The following is an 18,926-nucleotide window of genomic DNA, read 5'->3' on the forward strand; positions in this document are numbered from 1 at the left end:
CGGGGTCAACCTCGCATCCGACAATTTCATTCCTGCGAATGGATCTCGCGGAACGGCCGGACCATCTCCTCAGAACTGTCCCACAGCCGGCGGGCGAGGTCGACGTCATGCGCCTGGGGATTCGTCTTCGTGGAGATCCTCCGGGACTCGTAGTACCCACCGGGCACGAAGGTGAGGCCTGCACTGCCCTCTGCGAGCCAGACGAACTGGTCCGCACCCTTCTCGGGCGGAATCGTGAACAGCGTCCGGAACGGCCCGTGGTAGATCCGACGAAGGAGGTGATTCGTCTCGCCGGCGAAGCCGGTCGCGACCATTCCCGGGTGGAATGCGACGGCGGAGATCCCGTCGTCGCCGTGCCTGCGCTGCAGCTCCTCGGTGAAGAGGATGTTGGCGAGCTTGCCGTTGCCGTACGCCCTCAGCGGGCTGTACGCGTTCGCGTTCTGCAGATCGTCGATGTCGAATCGGGCGAACAGGCGGGCAGCCGCACTGGAGGTCTGGATCACGGTCGCGCCCGTCGCGGTGAGTGCGGGCATCAGCAGCTCGGTCAGCAGGAACGGGGCGAGATGGTTGACCTGGAACGTGCGCTCGAACCCGTCGACGGTGAGCGTGCGATCGCCCATCATCCCGCCGGCGTTGTTGGCCAGCACATCGATGCGCGGGTGAGCGGCGAGCAGCGCATCGGCGAGGCTGCGGACCTGCGACAGGTCTGCGAACTCCGCCAGATGCCAAGGCGTGCCGAGCTCGTCCGCGAGTGCCCGGGTCTTCTCTTGGGATCGACCGACGATGACGACCTCATGGCCGTCGCGGCTCAGTCGACGTGCGGCCGCGGCGCCGATGCCTCCGCTTGCCCCCGTGATGATGACGGTCTTCGACATGATGCCCTCCAGAACGATCGGACGATTTCGTCGAGCATCCCCAGCATGGATGACGAAGGCCCTCCGATCTCTCGGAGGGCCTTCGCGTGTCTGTGACCCCAGCGGGATTCGAACCCGCGTTACCGCCGTGAGAGGGCAGCGTACTAGGCCGCTATACGATGGGGCCGTCCGGCCCGTGAGGGCCGTTCAGGCAACCGTGCAAGTCTGCCATGGCGCCTCCCGCGCGTCCAAATCAGCGCCGCCCCGACGCACAGATGGGCGTGTCGCAGCCGGGAGGATCCACGTCGCGTCACGGAACTTGTCGCACATGGGCCGGAGGTGTTGAATCTGCTCATGCGTCTCACCAAGTTCGAACATGCCGCACTCCGCCTCGACCACGACGGGCAGACCCTCATCATCGATCCCGGGGCGTTCACAGCCCCTGTGGATGACCTCGCGGCCCTCACCGCAGTCGTCATCACCCACGAGCACCCCGACCACTGGACTCCTGCACACCTCGACCGGCTGCGCAGCGCGGCACCGGGCGTGCCGATCTTCGCGCCGTCAGGCGTGGCCGCCGCAGCCGAGGGGTATGACATCACCGTCGTCGCTCCCGGCGACACCGTCACCGCCGGCGCCTTCACGCTGCGCTTCTTCGGCGGCATCCACGCCGTGATCCACTCCTCTCTGCCGACCGTCGAGAACGTCGGAGTGCTCGTCAACGACGAGCTGTACTACCCCGGCGACTCGTATGCCGTGCCCGAGGGCGTGCAGGTGAGCACGCTCGCCGCGCCGATGGGCGCCCCGTGGCTGAAGGTCGGCGACGCGATGGACTTCGTCCTCGAGATCGCCCCTGCGCAGGCGTTCGGCACGCACGACGTGCCCCTGTCGGAGATCGGGCGCACGATGCATCAGCAGCGCCTGCAGTGGGCCACCGAGCAGGGCGGCGGTCAGTACTTCGACCTCAGGGTCGGCGACTCCATCGACCTCTGAGCATCGTGGGGGCTGCTCAGCCGTGCTGAGCGGCCCTCACCCTCAGGTCGCGGGCGAGGTCGTCACGGGACTCGATCACCAGGCGCCGCAGGGCACCGGGGGCATCCGTGTTCTGCTCGAGCCAGGCATCGGCATGGCTGGTCGTCGGCGATGCCGGGAACAGTCCCACGACGAGACGCTGCGCCAGCTCGATGCTGCGATCCGACCACACCTCGCGGATGCGCTCGTAGTACTCCTCGTCGAACGAGGCGATGAGGTCGCGTCGACCGCCCGCGCGGAAGCCGCCGATCGTGGCATCCAGGTGGTCGTTGGTGAGCGACCGGTCGTTCCATGCCGCCTCCCACGCGGCAGCGCGCGTCACGGCTTCCGGCAGGGATGCCAGCGCTCGGATCTCGGCGGTGCGCCCGGTCGCGGTGTCGTCCTTCGCGCGTTCGGCGATGATCTCCGTGACGGTCGCGTGGCCGGTGGTCGCGAGCGCGGTCAGCATCATCCAACGCAGGTCGGCGTCCACGGGCAGTCCGCGTGGTGCGCGGTCCTCGAGGATGTTGTGCACCTCGTCGGCATGGACGACGCTGAACCCGGATGCCGCCGCGAACGCACGGGCCCAGGCCAGCTGCGCGTCACTGCCCGCATCGGCGGACTGCAGCGCCGACCAGGTGGAGTCGGCCCAGGCACGACTCTGCCCCTCGCGCGACTCGTCGGCGACGTAGTGGCGCACGGCGAAGGCGGCGTTCGCGAGCACGGCGGTGAGCAGCGCGACGTTCGGCTCGGCCGGGGCGTGCCGCCGGACGATGTCGAGATACCGTTCTGCGCCGAGCTCGCCGTCTCGTGTCGCGTTCCACAACGATGACCACACCAGTCCGCGCACGAGGTCATCCTCGAGCGTGGACAGCGACTCGGTCACGGTCGTCAGGGAGCGCTCGTCGAGCCGAGCCTTGGCGTAGGTGAGGTCGTCATCGTTGAGAAGCACCAGGTCGGCATCCGGGATCTCGACAGAGGTGCGCTCGTCGTGGATGCTCAGCTCGATGCGCTCGCGCAGCGCGAGTCCGCCGTCGTGCCGGTCGTACAGGCCCACGCGCAGGCGATGCGGCCTTGGGCCGGCGGTACCGCCGTCCTGGACGATGACGCGGCCGCCATCGGCATCCGCGTCCAGCCACAGCGTCGCGACCCCGCTGGTCTCCAGCCAGGCGCGCGACCAGGCGCGCAGGTCCTGTCCGGAGACCTCCTCGAGTTCGTCGAGCAGATCGCCGAGCGTGGTGTTGCCGAAGGCGTGCGCGGCGAAGTAGCGCCGGGCGCCCTCGAAGAACGCCTCCTCGCCGACGAAGGCGACCAGCTGCTTGAGGACGGCGGCACCCTTGGCGTAGGTGATGCCGTCGAAGTTCAGCTTGGCGGCCTCGAGGTCGGGGATGTCCGCGACGATCGGGTGAGTCGTGGGCAGCTGATCCTGCCGGTACGCCCAGGTCTTGCGGCTGTTCGCGAAGCGCGCCCAGGCGTCGGTGAACCGGGTCGCCGCAGCGGACGCGTGCGTGCCCATGTAATCGGCGAACGACTCCTTCAGCCACAGGTCGTCCCACCAGCGCATGGTGACGAGATCGCCGAACCACATGTGGGCCATCTCATGAAGGATCGTGTTGGCCCGTCCGCCGCGCTGCGCGTCGGTCGCCGCTCCGCGGTTGATGTACGTCTCGGTGAAGGTGACCAGACCCGGGTTCTCCATGGCTCCGAGGTTGTACTCGGGGACGAAGATCTGGTCGTACTTGCCCCAGGGGTACGGGTACGCGAACGCGTCGCTGAAGAAGTCGAGCCCCTGCGTGGTCACCTCGATTATCTCGTCGGCCTCGAGGTGCTCGGCCAGTGACGCGCGGCACAGCACGCCGAGTTCGATGCGCTGCTCGCCTCGCGACCATTCCCCGTCGATGCGCGCATAGGCGCCGGCGGCGACCGCGGTGATGTAGCTGGAGATCGGCAGGGTGGGGGCGAACTCCACCCGCTGCATGCCGATTCCCTCGTGCACCCGCTCGGGCGACTGGTTGGAGAGCACGTGCCAGCCGGCGGGCACCGTGACGTCGAAGGTGTAGGCGGCCTTCATGTCGGGCTGCTCGAAGCAGGCCATCACCCGGCGCGAGTCGGCCGGCTCGTACTGGGTGTACAGGTAGGTCTCGCCGTCGACGGGATCGTGGAAGCGGTGCATGCCCTCGCCGGAGCGACTGTATGCGGCGACGGCCTCGACGCGGACCTCGTTCTGCTCGGCCAGCTCATCGAGGAGGATGCGCGCACCGTCCCAGCGGACGTCCTGCTCCTCGCCGTTCACGACCACGCGTGACACGCTGTCGCCGATGAAGTCGATCCACGTGTCGGGCGTCGTCGCGTCGAACGTCAGCGTCGTGATGCTCGGGAATCCCGACCGCGCCCGCTCCGGCGCACCGGTGAGATCCAGCTCGACGCGGATGCTGTGCACGGTGACGTGCGCGGCCCGCTCGGCAGTCTCTTCACGGCTCAGGTTCGCGGTCGCGTTCGCAGAAGTCATTGCTCCATCGTGTCACGTCGCTCGCGCCGTCGCAGGCGATTCCGGGACCCTCAGCGCCCTCCGGCGGTCGCCACAGGGGACGGCGCCTTGGCGAGAGCCTGCTCGAGGTCGGCGAGCAGATCCTCGACGCTCTCCAGGCCGATCGAGAGCCGCACGATGTCCGCCCCGGGTCGCGCTTCGGGAGCGACGGGCCGGTGCGTGAGGGCTGCGGGATGCTGGATGAGCGAGTCCACTCCCCCGAGCGAGACGGCATGGGTGAACAGGCGGACGGCACCGGTGAGGGCCTCGGCGGCCGCATATCCCCCGGCCAGGCGGATGGCGATCATCGCCCCGCCTCCGCGCATTTGCCGACCGACGATGCCGCGCACGTCGTCGAGCTCGGGGTAGAACACCTCGGCGACGGCGGGGTTGTCCTGCAGCTTCGCGATCATGGCGCGCGCGTTCGCCTGCTGCGCCTGCAGGCGAACCGGCAGCGTGGCGAGCCCGCGGTGCAGCAGGTAGGCGCCCAGCGGGTGCAGCAGTGCCCCCGTGATGGCGCGGACGCGCCGCAGCGCCTGCGCGGTCTCCTCGGAGCAGGCGATGACACCGGCGATCACGTCGCCGTGCCCGCCGATGTACTTTGTCGCGCTGTGCAGCGACATCGCGGCCCCGAGGTCGAGCGGGTTCTGCAGCAGTGGGGTGGCGAAGGTGTTGTCGACCATGACCGGCACGCCCTGTGCCTGCGCGACGACCGCCGCGATGTCGACGAGGTCGAGGGTGGGGTTCGCCGGCGTCTCGAGCACGATCAGCCCGGTGTCGGGACGGATGCTGTCGCCCACCTCGTGCTCGTGGCAGAAGGTGACCTCCGCGCCGAGGAGGCCCGAGTCCAGCAGGTGGTCGGTGCCGCCGTACAGCGGGCGGACCGCGACGATGTGATGCTTTCCGGCTCCCGTGGTGTGCGAGAGGATCGCCGCGGTCGTCGCGGCCATGCCGGAGCTGAATGCGACCGCCGCGTCGGCGTGCTCGAGCTCGGCCAGCGCGTCTTCGAAGCGGGCGACCGTGGGGTTCCACAGCCGGGCGTACACATTGCCGCCATCGGCCAGCGGGTGCCCGCCGTTCGCCATCGACTCGTACGAGTCGCCGCCGTGCAGGATGTCGGGCAGCGGGTTCGTCGATGACAGATCGATCGGGGCGGCATGCACCCCCATCGCGGCGAAATCGGAGCGTCCGGCGTGGACGGCGACGGTGTCGGGATGCAGCGGCAGGTCAGACATGACACCAGGATGCTCCCTGCAGCGGACACCTGCCACCATCGTTGTTCACCATTCGGTCGAGCGCGGGCATATGTTGTTCTGAGAACAACAGCATCGACTCATCGGGAGCAGGAATTGGCAGCAGCGCACACCGCCACTGGGCACTCCGCCGCGGCGGACGAACTCGACCTGCGCATCCTCGCCGCGCTGACCGCGCAGCCGGACGCCCCCGTCAAGCAGCTCGCGGCCGGGCTCGGCATCCCGGCCTCGACCTGCGCCTTCCGGCTGCGTGCACTGCGCTCGCGCGGCGTGATCACGGGCCTGCACGTGGTCATCGATCCGGCCGCGCTGGGAGCCACCGTCCAGGCGATGATCCGGGTGCGCCTGGCGAACCACAGCAAGAGCGGGGTCGATGCACTGTTCGACGCGCTCGTCGCCACGCCGGGGGTCCTGCAGGTGTTCCACATCGCCGGCGCCGATGACTTCATCGTGCATGTGGCCGTGACCGATGCCACCGCGCTGCGCGACATCGTGCTCGAGCACATCACCGTGCACGATGTGGTGCGGGCGACGGAGACGCAGCTGGTCTTCGAACGCCGCGAGGGCGTCGGAATGCTCCCGAGGGCCTGACGCCGATCCGGCTCAGAGCGTGAGACTCACGCTGTGGCAGCGGCGTCGCGCCGCGGCAGCACCCAGCCGGCACGCGGGAAGTGGCAGGTGTACCCGTCCGGGTACCGCACCAGGTAGTCCTGATGCTCGGGCTCGGCCTCCCAGAACGGCCCGGGCTGCTCGATCGTGGTGACAGCGGCACCGGGCCAGAGGCCCGAGGCGTCGACGTCGGCGATCGTGTCGCGGGCGATCCGCTCCTGCTCGGCGTCGAGCGGGAAGATCGCCGAGCGGTAGCTTGAGCCGATGTCGTTGCCCTGACGGTTCAGCGTGGACGGGTCGTGGATCTGGAAGAAGAACGCGAGGATGTCGCGGTAGGTGGTCTTCGTCGGGTCGTAGACGACCTCGAGGGCCTCCGCGTGGCCGGGGTGATTGCGATAGGTCGCGTGATCGTTCTCGCCGCCCGTGTACCCGACCCGGGTGCCGAGCACGCCGGGCTGACGACGGACGAGGTCCTCCATGCCCCAGAAGCATCCGCCGGCGAGAACGGCCGTCTCGGCGTTCGGCTGACGGGTGATGGATCCGGTGTCGCTGCTGCCGCTGGTCATCTGCTGCGCTCCTCTGGTCGGTGCTCGACGTGCTGCCTTTCCATTGTCCCTCGATCCGCGCACACGCGCGCCGCCCTGCCGTCATCGCGTTCAGGACTGGGGAATGCCGGCGAAGCCCTCTAGGTTGGTGCTGACGGCGGGTCGGCACCCGCTCGCACTGCACACCGAGGAGAGTCATGCGCCCCTATCTGGACAAGTCCGCCCCCGAGGTCTGGAAGGCGGCGGCCGCATACTCGGCGGCGGTCGCCAAGCACGCGGAGAGCAGCGGGCTCTCGGTGCACGACGCCGAACTCATCAAGGTGCGCGCCTCGCAACTGAACGCCTGCTCGTTCTGCCTCGACCTGCACTCGCGCGAAGCGCGCGCCGCCGGCATCACCCAGCAGAAGCTCGACCTGCTGCCCGCGTGGCGTGAGACGGCCCTGTTCTCCGAGCGGGAGACGGCGGTTCTGGCCGTGGCCGAGGCCGCTACCCGGATGCCGTTGAGCGAGGAGTCCAAGGCTGATCTGGCCGGCGCCAGGGCCGTGCTCGGCGATGCCGCCTTCGCTGCGGCCGAGTGGGTCGCGCTGACCATCAACACGTTCAACCGGATCTCGATCCTCAGCGAACACCCGGTGCGCGCCCGCGGAGCCGACGGACAGCTGCTGGCCTGACGTGCCTTCGGGCTACTCGCGGGGCCGCAGGGTCACCGTCGGCATCGGCGGTGCCGGCAGCGGGGCCAGCTCGCCTTCGGGATACGGTCCGAACAGGGCGGGCTTGTCGGCATCCATGGGGTCGGACGGCTCGAACCCGAGCTCCGACTGGTAGCGGCGGCGGAACTCCACGATCTCGTCGTGGCTGCGTCCGATGAAGTTCCACCACATCACGATCTGCTCCCCCAACGGCACGCCGCCGAGCAGGATCACCCTGGCGCCCTCGGCGCCGGCCGCGATGCGCACGCTGTCGGCACCGAGGGGCGTGTAGCCGAGTTCGCGGTGCTGCACGGGCGTGCCGTTCAGGCTGATCGATCCCGTCTCGGCCAGCGCCGCATGTTCGAAGTCCGCGCGGACCTCGAGCACCACCTCGGCACCGGGTTCCATGATGAGCTCCGCACCCAGCAGATCCGGAGTCCGGGTCTCGACCGGGGAGGTCGAGCCCAGAAGCGAGCCGATGAACACGCGAGCGGTGATGCCGGAGAGCTCGACGGGTTCGGGGGCGTAGTGCGCGAACGCGTGCTCGGAGAACCGGGTCGCCTCCGGCATGGCGTACCAGAGCTGCACCCCGTGGAGGACAGTGGTCTCGGGCGCGCTGACCTCCTGGTGCGTGATGCCGCTGCCGGCGATCATGAGGTTCAGCTCGCCCGGGAGCACGGCCGCTTCGACACCGCTGGAATCGAGGTGGTCGATGCGTCCGGTGAACAGCCACGACACGGTGGCGAGTCCGGTGTGCGGATGCCGCGGCACGACCATCCCTCCGGAGCTTGCGACGTCGTCGGGACCGTAGTGGTCGAGGAAGCACCAGGCGCCGACCAGTGATCGCTGCTTCTGCGGCAGTGTGCGGTAGACGGTCATGGCCCGCGGGCCGCCGAGCGGCACCTCACGCGGGGTCAGAACCTCGACATCGCGGCAGAGCTCCCCCGGCTCGAGCACGCGCTCCGGAGGGTTCTTCTCCAGGTTGGTCATGCGGGCCCCCTCGGCGTCCGATCGTCACTGCTCCTCTCAGCGTATCCATTCGGCGCATCCGGCGGTCCGCCACGCGGCGACGCATCCACCCGCCATCGACTGTTCACCCGTGTCGCCCTGGTGCAGAGCGGTCCGGCGTGATTTCATCAGGCTTCATGACAGTAGAAACACAACTCCCCTCCGAGTCGCCCGAACCCCGGCGGCACTCGACCCCCACCTCCGACGTCACGCCTGACCATCCCACAAGTGTGAGTCGTCGTGGGTTCCTCACCGGAATCTCGGCCGCGGGCGCCCTCGCCGCCGCCGGGTGGGTCGCCCAGCCCGAATCCGCATCCGCATCCGCAGGCGGGATCGGCAAGTCGGTGACCATCACGATCGTCGGCTCGTCCGACATGCACTCCCACGCACTGAACTGGGATTACTACAAGGACGCCGAGTACAGCGACAAGGCCGGCAACGTCGTCGGTCTCGCGCGCGTCTCGAGCGTCGTGAAGCAGATCCGCGCGGATCGCGGCGCGGACCGGACCATGCTGTTCGACGCGGGCGACACTCTCCAGGGCACACCGCTCGGGTTCTACTTCGCCAGCGTGGAGCCGATCACGCGGACCGGCGCGATCCACCCGATGGCCGCGCAGATGAACGCGATGGGCTACGACGCGGTCGCGCTCGGCAACCACGAATTCAACTACGGTCTGGACTTCCTGGACACGTGGATCTCCCAGATGGACGCCCCGGTGCTGGGAGCGAACGCGGTGCGAGCCGGCACCACCGTGCCCGCGTACCGTCCGTACACGATCAAAACCCTCAACGTGAAGGGCCACAAGCCGATCCGCGTCGGCATCCTCGGCCTGACGAACCCCGGCATCGTGATCTGGGACAAGGCGAACGTCAGCGGCGAGGTGGAGGTGCTCGGCATCGTCGAAACCGCCAAGCGCTGGGTGCCCATCATCCGGGATCAGGGCGTCGACGTCGTGGTCGTCAGCGTGCACTCCGGCGACAGCGGTCTGTCGTCGTACGGCGACGACCTGCCCAACGAGAACGCCACGGCGATGATGGCGGAGCAGGTTCCCGGCATCGACGCGGTGCTGTTCGGCCACGCGCACAAGGACATCCCCGAGCGCTTCGTGACCAACGTCGTGACCGGCCAGGACGTCGTGATGAGCGAGCCGTCCTGCTGGGGCCAGCGGGTGAGCGTGTTCGATCTCGAACTGCAGCAGGTCAAGGGCAGGTGGACCGTCGCCTCGAAGCGCGCCATGAGCGTCAACGCGAACACGGTCGAGGACGATCCCGAACTCGTCGCGCTCGTGAAGGCCCAGCACGACACCGTGGTCGAGTACGTCAACACGCCCGTGGCGACCTCCACCGAGGAACTGTCGGCCGCCGAGGCGTGCTGGAAGGACACCGCCATCCTCGACTACGTGAACCGGGTGCAGGTCGACACCGTGGCAGCGGCGATCGCGGGCACGCCCGAGGCGTCGCTGCCCGTCCTGTCGATCGCCGCGCCGTTCAACCGCGCCGCGACCTTCCCCGCAGGTCAGGTCACGCTGCGCGATGTCGCCGGTCTGTACATCTACGACAACACGTTGATGGCCTCGGTGCTGACCGGTGCGCAGATCAAGGACTACCTCGAGTACTCCGCGAGGTACTTCCAGCAGGTCGCGCCAGGCACCCCGGTGGACCCTGCGAGCTGGACCAACGCCGACAACATTCCCGACTACAACTACGACCAGTTCTCAGGGGTGACCTATGACGTGGACATCTCCCAGCCGCAGGGCTCGCGCATCGTGAACCTGGCCTGGGAAGGCGCTCCGGTGGCTCCGGATCAGCGCTTCGTCGTCGCGGTGAACAACTACCGCCAGTCCGGTGGCGGCGGCTTCCCGCACATCACGGACGCACCGGTCGTCTACAACGCGCAGGTCGCGATCCGTGACGCGATCGTCTCCTATGCGACCGCCGCGGGCACGATCGACCCGGCCGACTTCCACGTCGAGAACTGGCGGCTCGTGCGAGGCGGCGCCCCGGTGTTCTGAGCATCCGCTCTGCGCCTGTCTCGGGCCTCTCGGCGGCGTGCTCACGCTGTCGGGAGGCCCCTTCGCCTGCTATCCCCGATCGCCCTCATCGTCCCGGTCGATCTCATCGAGCAGATCCTTCAGTGCCTTCTCGATCGATTCGTGTTCGTACTGTCCCGCCCTGCTCTCGCCGGAGATCACCGCGCACCGATGCAGCTTGCGGAAATCTCCGTACGGGAGACACCGACGTTTCCCCGATGCTGCGGTGTGCAGAAGGGGCTGGCAGGTGCCGGTGCCGCGTGCTATCCCGGAGACCGGGTGAATCCCTCATAGCGCGGAAACCCGAAGGAATCCAGCCCGTGGCCACAGGAATCCGGATGGTCGATCCTTGATCCTGAAGGAGGTCATCATGTCGCACCGCACCCCGGATCACGGAGCTCCCTACCCAGGTCTGGACCCGACGAAGGTCACCAGCCAACCCGCACTGCGCACGTCATCCGGTGCGATCTGGCTCGTCGCGTCGACCGTCTTCACCGCGGTGTGCCTGATACCGCTGATCGGCATCATCGTCACCGACGGCGCCGCAGCGATCGTCGCCCTCATCGCCGTCGTCGTGCTGCTCTGCCTGCTCGCGGCGATGTTCATCATCCGTTTCCAGGCCGAACCGGGTCCCCGGCGTCTGCGGTGGCTGGCCGCATGCATGCTGGCGATGGCGGTCGTGGCCCTGACCGCCATGGTCATCTGCGTGGCGATCGTGTGGGGGTCCGTACCGCGCTGAGGCGACGGGAACCCGGGGCGATCACATCAGAGCACCGCCCCGGCCCATTCGGACCGGGGCAGTGCTCGTTGTCAGGCCGTCACTCGGACGACGCGGGCTGCGTCGGCTCCGGCGTGGCGGTCGGCACCGGTGCAGAAGTCGGCTCCCGCGTGTCGCTCGGTTCGGGCGAAACGGTCGGACCCGGCGTGGGTGCCGGTGCGCTGGGCGTCGGCGTCGGGCTCTTGCCCACGTAGGGCTCCAGCTCCGGCGTCACCGCACCCTCGGACGCTCCGCGCGTGACGAACACGCTCGGCAGCGACGGGGTCTCGCCGCCGCCGGTGGAGCGGGCGACCACGAACCAGGCGTAGGCAGTGCCGGTCTTCAGGCCCGTCCACTCGACCGATGCGACCGCGCCCGAGTCGACCGTCTGCTCCCCGATCACAGCGATCGGGTTGTAGAGCGCGAGCGAGTCGGTCTTGAAGCTCGTGGTGCGGCTGCTGAGGTCGACCGGCAGCACCATGTTGTCGGACGTGGAGTCGTAGCGGTTCGCCGGGTCGTACTCGTCGGCCCCGAAGTCATCGAGGAACGGCGAGTAGGTGTCGACCATCATCTCGCCGCGGGCCACGTCGAACTGCAGCAGTCGCAGGTAACTGGCACCGAACCGCAGGCGATCGGTGGGAGCGTACCCGCCGATCTCCGTGAGCCCGAGCTCCTCAGCCGTCACCGTGTAGGCCTGGTAGTCGGCGAGCAGCTCGACGACACCGTGACTGACGACGCCGACCTTCGGCTTCACGTTGGTGCCGACACCGTGCACGTGACCCGCGAGGACCAGGAACACGTTGGGATTGTTCTCGACGACCGTCTTGAACAGCAGCGACCCGTCCGGAGCGGCGAAGCGCGCGTCACGACCATCCGTCTGCTTGCTCGCAGCCAGGTAGTCGTGCGAGAGCACGATGCCGTTGCGCTCCGGGTAGCGCTTGAAGATCGAGTCGGCCCAGGCCGCCTCCTCCTTCGTGACGCCGTACGAGAGACCGACCGAGACGAACTCGATGCCGCCGGCGGAGAACAGTGTGTAGTTGTTCTGGTTGTCGCCCTCGCGCCACGGACCACCGTATTCGGCATCCACCCACTGATCGTCGGCGGCTTCGTACCGGTCGGGGCCGTAGTACTTGTTGTACAGGGCCTCGGGGCCGTCCTCCGTGCCGGACTGGTTGTCGTGGTTGCCGGCGATGACCTGGTTGGTCACACCGGCGCCATCGAGGATCTCGAACTGCCTCGAGGACAGATCGAACTCGCCGACGACCTGCTTCTGCATCTCTTCGGTGGCGGGCTTGCGGATGTTGTTCTCGATGATGTCGCCGGTGTGTGCGACGTACTTGATCTTGCGCTCCTCAGCATTCGACGCGATCCAGCGGGTCGTGTCGCCGAACGCCTTCTCCCAGATCGCCCGCTCGGCCGCGGACTCCTGCTCGACGGCGCCCTCCGACAGGTACTGCGTGTCGGTGAAGTGGGCGATCGAGAAGTCGTACGAGTCTGCGTCAGCGAAGCCCTCGGCACCGGGGTCGATCTCATCGGCGAAGGGATCCTCACCGGTGATCATGACGTGCACCTGCTGGCCGTCGATGTAGCTCTCGCCGACCAGCGACGACAGCAGCGTGTTCCCCTCGAGCGCACCGCGGGAGCTGGAGAGCACGTCCCACGCCTTCGTCTTGAGGTTCCAGACGCGCAGCGACACGACACGGGTCGGGTCGATGACGCCCTCCCAGCGAAGCACCGGATCGGCAACCTGGCCCTTGAGCTGCACGTCGAAACGCTGGAACGCCACGTCACCGCTGGCCGGAGCGTCGAGGGTGAGGCCGTCGCCCGGAGCGAGCGCGGTCACCTTGCCGACGTTGCGCTCGCCCACGACCTTGAGCGTGGTCGGGACCTGCGTCGCCGAGCCCTGCCAGGCCTGGTTCGGGGTGAGGATCTCCGCACGGGCGAACTGCGCCGTGACCTTGCCGCCGTCGGGCTCTGCGACCGTGGCGGACAGTGTGACGGAACCGTCGATTCCGGTCTTCCCGCTTGCGGGCTTGAGGTCGGCGGGGACGTCCGGAATGCCTGCCGACGCGAAGACGAACTCGCGCGTCGCGGCATTGCCGAGAGCATCCTCAGCCTTCACCGCGATGGTGTGCTCGCCTGCGGACAGACCGGGACCGACCTGGGCGCCGAGAACGATCGGCTCGCCATCCAGAGTCAGCTCGGGTGTGCCCACGAGTCCGGTCGCGTCCTCGAGCTGCACGTCCAGTGCGACCGCCGAGGTGATCCTCGCACCGGCAGCCGGGGTGCTTCCGGCGATGCTCGGGGCGGTGTTGTCGGTGATCAGCGTGCGGGTTGCGACCTCACCGGTCGTCGCGGTCGCGGCGATGGTGTGCGTGCCGTCGGCGAGCTTCGAGGTGTCCACGTCTGCACGCAGACCCTGCGCGGTGGCACCCTCGACGACGAAGTTCACGTCGACCTCGCGGAACAGGTTGAGGTTCGATCCGCAGTTGCCGTCGCCGAGCGCGTAGGACGGCTTCGCCCGCTGGGCGACAGCAGTCCCGGTCGCCGGCGCGAGAGCCACGTCCGAGATCGTGAAGTCGTCGCGGTTGCACGCGCCGGGGGTCGTACCGGTGACGAACTCCACCGTGTTCGCGCCGGGGAGCAGCCACTCGTTCGGGATCACGATGTCGGCGCGCTCGCTGACGTACGGGCCGCCGAGAACCTGCGAGATGCCGTTGATCACGATGCGGTTTTCGAATGCCGGATCGGCCGAGTTGGAACCGACGGTGAAGCTCAGCACCGCGTCGCCCGTGCCGAGGGTCGGCAGTGTGGTGACCGCCGGTGCGTCGATCGTCCAGGTGGTCGTGGCCTTGGCGAGCTTGCTCTTGTCTGATCCACAGGTGCCGTCGCCCATGTCGTAGCTGTCCGCGAGCTCGCCGGCGGTGACGCTGCCGGTGCTCGCCGCGAGGGCGAGATTCGAGACGGTGAAGTCGTCGAGGTTCGCGCAGCTGCCGGAGGTGATGTCGCCGGCGATCAGCTCGATGGTGTTCTCACCCGGTGACAGGTAGCGGTTCGGGACGGGGATGTCCACGCGCTCGCTGACGTAGTCGCCGAGGATGTCGATCTTGTGCCCGTTCACCAGCAGGTGGTTCTGGTAGCGGTTCTCGATCGAGTTCGAGCCGACAGTGAAGCTGAAGGTGGAGCTGTCGGTTCCGAGGGTCGCCGGAGCGGTCGGCGCATTGCCGTCGACCGTGATTCCGGCGACGCCGCCTTCGGCATCCGCGGGTCGCGAGGCCGTCACGGTCTGGATGCGGTTGGTCAGCGTGCCATCCTCGGGCGTGATGCGCGGGGCACCGGCCGGGGCGTTGTTCACCTTGACCGCGTGCGTGACCGTGCCGCCCGCAGCCGTGGTCGCCACGATGTCGTGCTCGCCATTGGCGAGGGTGGTGGTGTCGACATCGGCGGACAGCCCAGTGCTGGCCATCGGGTCGCCGAGGACGAAGAAGGTCATCTCGGCCTTGAGGATCTTCGAGGAGGTGCCGCAGTCGCCGTCGCCGATGTTGTAGACGAGAGGGTTCTCCTCGCCGTCCGCGATCTCGCCGAGCAGCTCGAGCCCTACGGCCTCGATGACGAAGTCGTCGTAGTTGACGCCGCACGCGGAGGGCGCTGTTCCCGCGAACAGCTCGACGCTGTTCTCGCCCTGGATGAGCCAGTCGTTGCTGACGGGGATCTCGACGCGCTCATCGACCCAGGTCCGGTCCTGGTCGATGCGGTGGCCGTTCACCAGGATGTAGTTCTGAAAGGTGATGGATGCGGAGTTCGTGCCGACGTCGAAGGCGAGGGTCGAGTAACCGGGAGTGGCGGCCGCGCCGACGGGAACCCCGTCGACGGTCAGGCTCGACACCTCGTCTCCTGCCGTGGTCGCGTCGGATGCGATGGTCGCGACGCCTTCGAGCCAGGCACCGGCCTCCGGCGTCAGACTGGGTGCTTTCACCGGGGTCTCGACGGGCTTGGCCGTCGGGACCTGGGTTGCGGATGCTGCCGGAGCAGCCATCCCGGAGATGACGATGGTGCAGGCGACGGAGGCCGAGACCGCCAGCGCACCGCCCTTCCATCGCAGCGATCCGCCGTGGGGGCGAGGATCTTTCGGCCGCATGTGCGTGCCGTCCTTTCGTGGATCCAGAGAAGTCGGGCGCACACGAGCTGGGGGCCGCATGCGTCCAGAGGGACGCACACAGACTCGCGCAGCTGAGTGAACCCTGAGAGAACTGAATGGGAATCCTGTGCTTCGTGATGCCGAAGAACAGGGAGGACGGGGCCCTCCACCTGTCGAACCGGCGACTACGTTGGTCGCATGGTGAGCATCACCGCTGTCCTCGGCGACATCACTCAGCAGCGCGTCGACGCGATCGTCAACGCGGCGAACCGACGCATGCGCGGCGGCGGGGGCGTCGACGGCGCGATCCACCGTGCAGGCGGCCCCGAAGTGCTGGCGGACTGCATCGCGCGCTTCCCCGCGGGCCTCGAGACGGGCGATGCCGGGTACACGACCGCCGGGCTGCTTCCGGCGACGTGGGTGATCCACACGGTCGGCCCGAACCACGCGGCCGGGGAGCAGGATCCGGACCTTCTCGTCTCCTGCTATCGACGTTCCCTGGAGGTCGCCGACGAGCTGGGCGCGCGTAGCGTGGCGTTCCCCCTGGTGAGTACGGGAGTCTACGGCTGGCCGCTGCGTGATGCGGTCAAGATCGCGGTGCGCACCCTGGCCTCTGCGAACACCCGCGTCGAGGAGGTGAGGATCGTCGCGTTCGACGAGGATCTCCATGACCTCGTGCAGTCGGCGCTCACCCACCGGATGGCCACCCACCTGCTCGCGAGCGTGCGCGTACTGCACGAACGCGGCTACCAGACGGTCAGGGCACTTCCCTACATGAGCCCGTCCGGCATCTACTGGCGCGTCGAGATCTCCGATACGCCGTTCTTCACGGACGCCTCTGCGCGGCGGAGCGTCGGATACTCGACCGCGGGCGGCCTGGAATTCGCGGGCAGCGCGGTCACCGCCACGACCTCCCCCGAGACCTTCGCGGACCTGATCCTGCGCGCGCTTCCCGGACTCGTACGCGCCGATGACCGCCGGTATGCGGCCTGGTACTCGGAACTCATCGACCTCGTGAACGAGCACGACCGGCTGCCGGTCGCGTTCTCCGACTCGTATGTGCAGGAGCCCGGTTGGGAGATCGGCTGGGGGTCGGACGTGCGCTTTCCGGAGCCGCCGGAAGCGCCGACGCCTCGTCGCTGACGGGTGCCGAGGGGGCTGGTCAGACCCGCCGCTCCGCCCTCGCGCTCATCGTCCCCCGAGCTGCGTGATGATCGTCCGGGTCAGCCATGGACGCACTCCACTGCGCGGGAACCACTGACCTGGCCTCGAAGGCGGCCGTGCTGCGCGCACATGCCGATGTGATGCGCCCGTCATCGCGCCTCACGCGCGTGGTCGTCCGACTGCTGGGACGCGACCGAGCAGAGGACAGGTGAAAACAAGAAAACCCCCGCCTGAGCGGGGGTTCAATCTTGCTGGGGTACCTGGACTCGAACCAAGAACAACGGTACCAGAAACCGCCGTGTTGCCAATTACACCATACCCCAAGGGCAAAACCGAAGCCTCGCACCGAGGTTCAAGCATACCCGAACGACGCACGGATGACGAATCGACGCGGGTCGCCCGGGCGTGGCGGCATCGCGTCACCACGGAGGCGTCAGACCTGCACGACCCGCCCCGACTGCGACGGACGAATCCAGTCCGCGAGATCGAAACCCTGCTCTCGCGCGGTGTCGAGGTACGAGCTCTCCAGCTCCTTCGACATCCGGTGATCCCGTGACAGCAACCAGAGATGCTTGTGGTCGGGCGTGCCCACCAGAGCGTTCTCGTAGCCCTCGTCGATCCGCAGGACCCAGTAGTCGGCCTTCGTGAACGGGATCCAGCGCAACGACTCCGGCAGGAATGTGACCTGCAGCCGCCCCGGGTGCTCGTCGTCAGGGAGCCCCTGTCCGAGCGCCTGCGTCGGTTCGCCGTTCTCGTCGAGGCAGCGGTTGTCGACGCGGACGGTGTGGTCGTCGTTCAGCGAGTACTCCGCCGTGACATCCGTCGATCGCTCGTCTTCGAACCGCAACGGCAGCCGTCCCACCTCGAACCACAGACCCAGATACCGCCCGAGTTCCAGTGCCGGCACCGACCGCGCTTCACCGTCTCCCACGACATCCTCCTCTGCTCGCGTGCCACGATACAGAGGGCGCCGCGCCGCGCTGAGGGGGTTGCGGGCCGGCCACGTCGTCGACTACGGGGCGCTCAGAGCTCGCCCATCCGCGCCGGTCTCGTCCAACGCAGGAACACCGTCGAACGGGTGATGCGGGCCAGATCCGCGAGCAGAGCCCCCACCTTGGTCCCGATGCACAGGCTCAGGAACATCATCGGCGCCGACACCAGCGCCTGAGCGTCGAAACTGGCAAGCGCGACCAGTCCGACGGTCCCCGGCACCAGCAGCAGGAATGCGGGCTGGAACGAGACCGTGGCCGGGATGGCCAGTGTGACGCGCTCCAGCACACGCGCCGCGACGAACAGCACGGCCGCTGCCGCCCCCGTCGCCACGACGCTCCCCACCAGCGGGCTGAACAGTGCCAGGACGGCGTAGGTGCCCGTCATCACGACCACGCACACCACGGTGAGTCGGAAGCCGGAGCCGAATGCGAGTCCGATGCCGATCGCCAGGACGATCACGGCGATCCACGCACCCCAGAGCGGTGGCAGCGACTCCCATCCCCCGCGCTCCGTGGTCAGTCGCACGGCCTCCCCGACCAGCGCCGCGGACGCCGAGTCGATGCGCAGTCCGGTCAGCGCGGCACCGGAGTACACACCGGCGGCCATGAACGCGAGCATGATCAGCCCGTACATCAGCCGGGAGGCGCCGGTCACGATGTCGGTGGAGGTCAGCTCCAGCAGCGCGTTGGTGATCAGAGCCCCTGGCACGAGGATGGCGATCGGCGCGCACACCGCGAACAGCGGCACGGGGCCGAGATCCAGCCAGCCGGCGACGGCGCCGACCAGCAGGGTGGAGACGAACGCCGACACGAACGGTGCGACCGCTGCGGCAGCGCGCACGCGCATCATCAGCATCGTCAGACCGCCCACCAGCAGGCCGACCAGCAGCGCGAGCACGATCGCCCACCACGGGCAGCGGAACAGCCATGCGAGCGAGAGGGAGAGCAGTCCGCAGCCGATCAGGTTCTGAAGGCCGGGATGGCGGCGCGGTGTCGCGCGGATGGATGCCATCCGCGCCGGCGCCTCGGCCAGCGACGTCGAACCCGACTCGAGCTCGTGCACGAGACGGCTGGCCCGGGCGGACTGGCGGAACGTGCGCGCCTCGCCCTTGCCCATCACGGTCGTCGTCGCGGAGGCGGAGCCCGGCCTGCTGACCATCACCATCTCGGGCAGGATCGCGAACTCCAGAGACGTTCCCGGAACGGTCCGCTGACTCACCTGCTCCAGCGAGCCGCGGACATCGGTGACCGAGGTGCCGCACTCCAACAGCAGCACGCCGAGGTCGCCGAGGACGACGTCCGCCTCGGCGGCAGGCAGTGCGACATCCGTCACGCCGGCTTCCTTCCTC

Annotated in this window: 14 protein-coding genes and 2 tRNA genes; 6 read left to right on the forward strand and 10 right to left on the reverse strand. The window is 68.4% G+C overall.

Annotated features, from left to right (window positions below; all coding sequences use genetic code 11):
• Positions 1-26: 26 nt before the first annotated feature.
• Both QF046_RS03385 and QF046_RS03390 read right to left on the reverse strand, forming a co-directional pair.
• Positions 27-875, reverse strand: coding sequence for an SDR family NAD(P)-dependent oxidoreductase (locus tag QF046_RS03385; RefSeq protein WP_307366203.1), 849 nt, complete (start codon positions 873-875; stop codon positions 27-29).
• A gap of 93 nt (positions 876-968) precedes the next feature.
• A tRNA-Glu gene (locus QF046_RS03390) sits at positions 969-1,041 on the reverse strand.
• A 167-nt stretch (positions 1,042-1,208) separates the two neighbouring features.
• Between QF046_RS03390 and QF046_RS03395 the strand changes: the two genes are divergently transcribed.
• A complete protein-coding gene (locus QF046_RS03395; protein ID WP_307366205.1) occupies positions 1,209-1,847 on the forward strand; it encodes an MBL fold metallo-hydrolase in 639 nt (212 codons plus the stop codon).
• Positions 1,848-1,863: 16 nt separating this feature from the next.
• Here the strand turns inward: QF046_RS03395 and pepN are convergent, their stop codons facing one another.
• A complete protein-coding gene (gene pepN, locus QF046_RS03400) occupies positions 1,864-4,374 on the reverse strand; it encodes an aminopeptidase N (RefSeq protein WP_307366207.1) in 2,511 nt (836 codons plus the stop codon).
• Positions 4,375-4,424: 50 nt separating this feature from the next.
• Positions 4,425-5,627, reverse strand: coding sequence for a PLP-dependent aspartate aminotransferase family protein (locus QF046_RS03405; protein WP_307366209.1), 1,203 nt, complete (start codon positions 5,625-5,627; stop codon positions 4,425-4,427).
• A gap of 114 nt (positions 5,628-5,741) precedes the next feature.
• Between QF046_RS03405 and QF046_RS03410 the strand changes: the two genes are divergently transcribed.
• The gene (locus QF046_RS03410; protein WP_307366211.1) at positions 5,742-6,236 is read left to right on the forward strand and encodes an Lrp/AsnC family transcriptional regulator; all 495 of its coding nucleotides are present in this window, start codon (positions 5,742-5,744) and stop codon (positions 6,234-6,236) included.
• A gap of 26 nt (positions 6,237-6,262) precedes the next feature.
• Here QF046_RS03410 and msrA read toward each other — a convergent pair whose 3' ends face one another.
• A complete protein-coding gene (msrA, locus tag QF046_RS03415) occupies positions 6,263-6,820 on the reverse strand; it encodes a peptide-methionine (S)-S-oxide reductase MsrA (protein WP_307366214.1) in 558 nt (185 codons plus the stop codon).
• A 176-nt stretch (positions 6,821-6,996) separates the two neighbouring features.
• Between msrA and QF046_RS03420 the strand changes: the two genes are divergently transcribed.
• Positions 6,997-7,470 (forward strand): carboxymuconolactone decarboxylase family protein, encoded by a 474-nt coding sequence (locus QF046_RS03420; protein WP_307366216.1) that lies wholly within the window; start codon positions 6,997-6,999, stop codon positions 7,468-7,470.
• Positions 7,471-7,482: 12 nt separating this feature from the next.
• Here QF046_RS03420 and QF046_RS03425 read toward each other — a convergent pair whose 3' ends face one another.
• Positions 7,483-8,478: a pirin family protein gene (locus QF046_RS03425; protein ID WP_307366218.1), complete on the reverse strand. Its 996-nt coding sequence runs from the start codon at positions 8,476-8,478 to the stop codon at positions 7,483-7,485.
• A gap of 248 nt (positions 8,479-8,726) precedes the next feature.
• On the opposite strand from QF046_RS03425, the gene QF046_RS03430 reads away from it, so the two are divergent.
• On the forward strand, positions 8,727-10,508 hold the full coding sequence (locus QF046_RS03430; RefSeq protein WP_307366221.1) for a 5'-nucleotidase C-terminal domain-containing protein: 1,782 nt from the start codon (positions 8,727-8,729) through the stop codon (positions 10,506-10,508).
• Between the two features lie 388 nt (positions 10,509-10,896).
• Positions 10,897-11,265 (forward strand): hypothetical protein, encoded by a 369-nt coding sequence (locus tag QF046_RS03435; RefSeq protein WP_307366223.1) that lies wholly within the window; start codon positions 10,897-10,899, stop codon positions 11,263-11,265.
• A gap of 79 nt (positions 11,266-11,344) precedes the next feature.
• Here QF046_RS03435 and QF046_RS03440 read toward each other — a convergent pair whose 3' ends face one another.
• Positions 11,345-15,421 carry a metallophosphoesterase gene (locus QF046_RS03440; RefSeq protein ID WP_307366225.1) on the reverse strand — a complete coding sequence of 1,359 codons (4,077 nt, stop codon included), beginning with the start codon at positions 15,419-15,421 and terminating at the stop codon, positions 11,345-11,347.
• Positions 15,422-15,619: 198 nt separating this feature from the next.
• Between QF046_RS03440 and QF046_RS03445 the strand changes: the two genes are divergently transcribed.
• Positions 15,620-16,564, forward strand: a complete 945-nt coding sequence (locus QF046_RS03445; protein WP_307366227.1) for an O-acetyl-ADP-ribose deacetylase — start codon at positions 15,620-15,622, stop codon at positions 16,562-16,564.
• A 272-nt stretch (positions 16,565-16,836) separates the two neighbouring features.
• Here QF046_RS03445 and QF046_RS03450 read toward each other — a convergent pair.
• The 3 genes from QF046_RS03450 to QF046_RS03460 form a co-directional block, all read right to left on the reverse strand.
• Positions 16,837-16,908 (reverse strand) — tRNA-Gln (locus tag QF046_RS03450).
• Between the two features lie 110 nt (positions 16,909-17,018).
• Entirely contained in the window at positions 17,019-17,516 is a 498-nt protein-coding gene (locus tag QF046_RS03455; protein WP_307366229.1) for a lipocalin family protein, read from the reverse strand.
• A gap of 92 nt (positions 17,517-17,608) precedes the next feature.
• Entirely contained in the window at positions 17,609-18,910 is a 1,302-nt protein-coding gene (locus QF046_RS03460; RefSeq protein WP_307366232.1) for a threonine/serine exporter family protein, read from the reverse strand.
• Positions 18,911-18,926: the final 16 nt, after the last annotated feature.

This window comes from Microbacterium sp. W4I4 (genome assembly GCF_030816235.1).
Taxonomy (GTDB): domain Bacteria; phylum Actinomycetota; class Actinomycetes; order Actinomycetales; family Microbacteriaceae; genus Microbacterium.

Coding starts and splice junctions, on each gene's coding strand:
- QF046_RS03385 (WP_307366203.1), bottom strand. CDS start 875: ATGTCGAAGACCGTCATCATCACGGGGGCAAGCGGAGGCATCGGCGCC.
- QF046_RS03395 (WP_307366205.1), top strand. CDS start 1,209: ATGCGTCTCACCAAGTTCGAACATGCCGCACTCCGCCTCGACCACGAC.
- pepN (WP_307366207.1), bottom strand. CDS start 4,374: ATGACTTCTGCGAACGCGACCGCGAACCTGAGCCGTGAAGAGACTGCC.
- QF046_RS03405 (WP_307366209.1), bottom strand. CDS start 5,627: ATGTCTGACCTGCCGCTGCATCCCGACACCGTCGCCGTCCACGCCGGA.
- msrA (WP_307366214.1), bottom strand. CDS start 6,820: ATGACCAGCGGCAGCAGCGACACCGGATCCATCACCCGTCAGCCGAAC.
- QF046_RS03420 (WP_307366216.1), top strand. CDS start 6,997: ATGCGCCCCTATCTGGACAAGTCCGCCCCCGAGGTCTGGAAGGCGGCG.
- QF046_RS03425 (WP_307366218.1), bottom strand. CDS start 8,478: ATGACCAACCTGGAGAAGAACCCTCCGGAGCGCGTGCTCGAGCCGGGG.
- QF046_RS03435 (WP_307366223.1), top strand. CDS start 10,897: ATGTCGCACCGCACCCCGGATCACGGAGCTCCCTACCCAGGTCTGGAC.
- QF046_RS03440 (WP_307366225.1), bottom strand. CDS start 15,421: ATGCGGCCGAAAGATCCTCGCCCCCACGGCGGATCGCTGCGATGGAAG.
- QF046_RS03445 (WP_307366227.1), top strand. CDS start 15,620: ATGGTGAGCATCACCGCTGTCCTCGGCGACATCACTCAGCAGCGCGTC.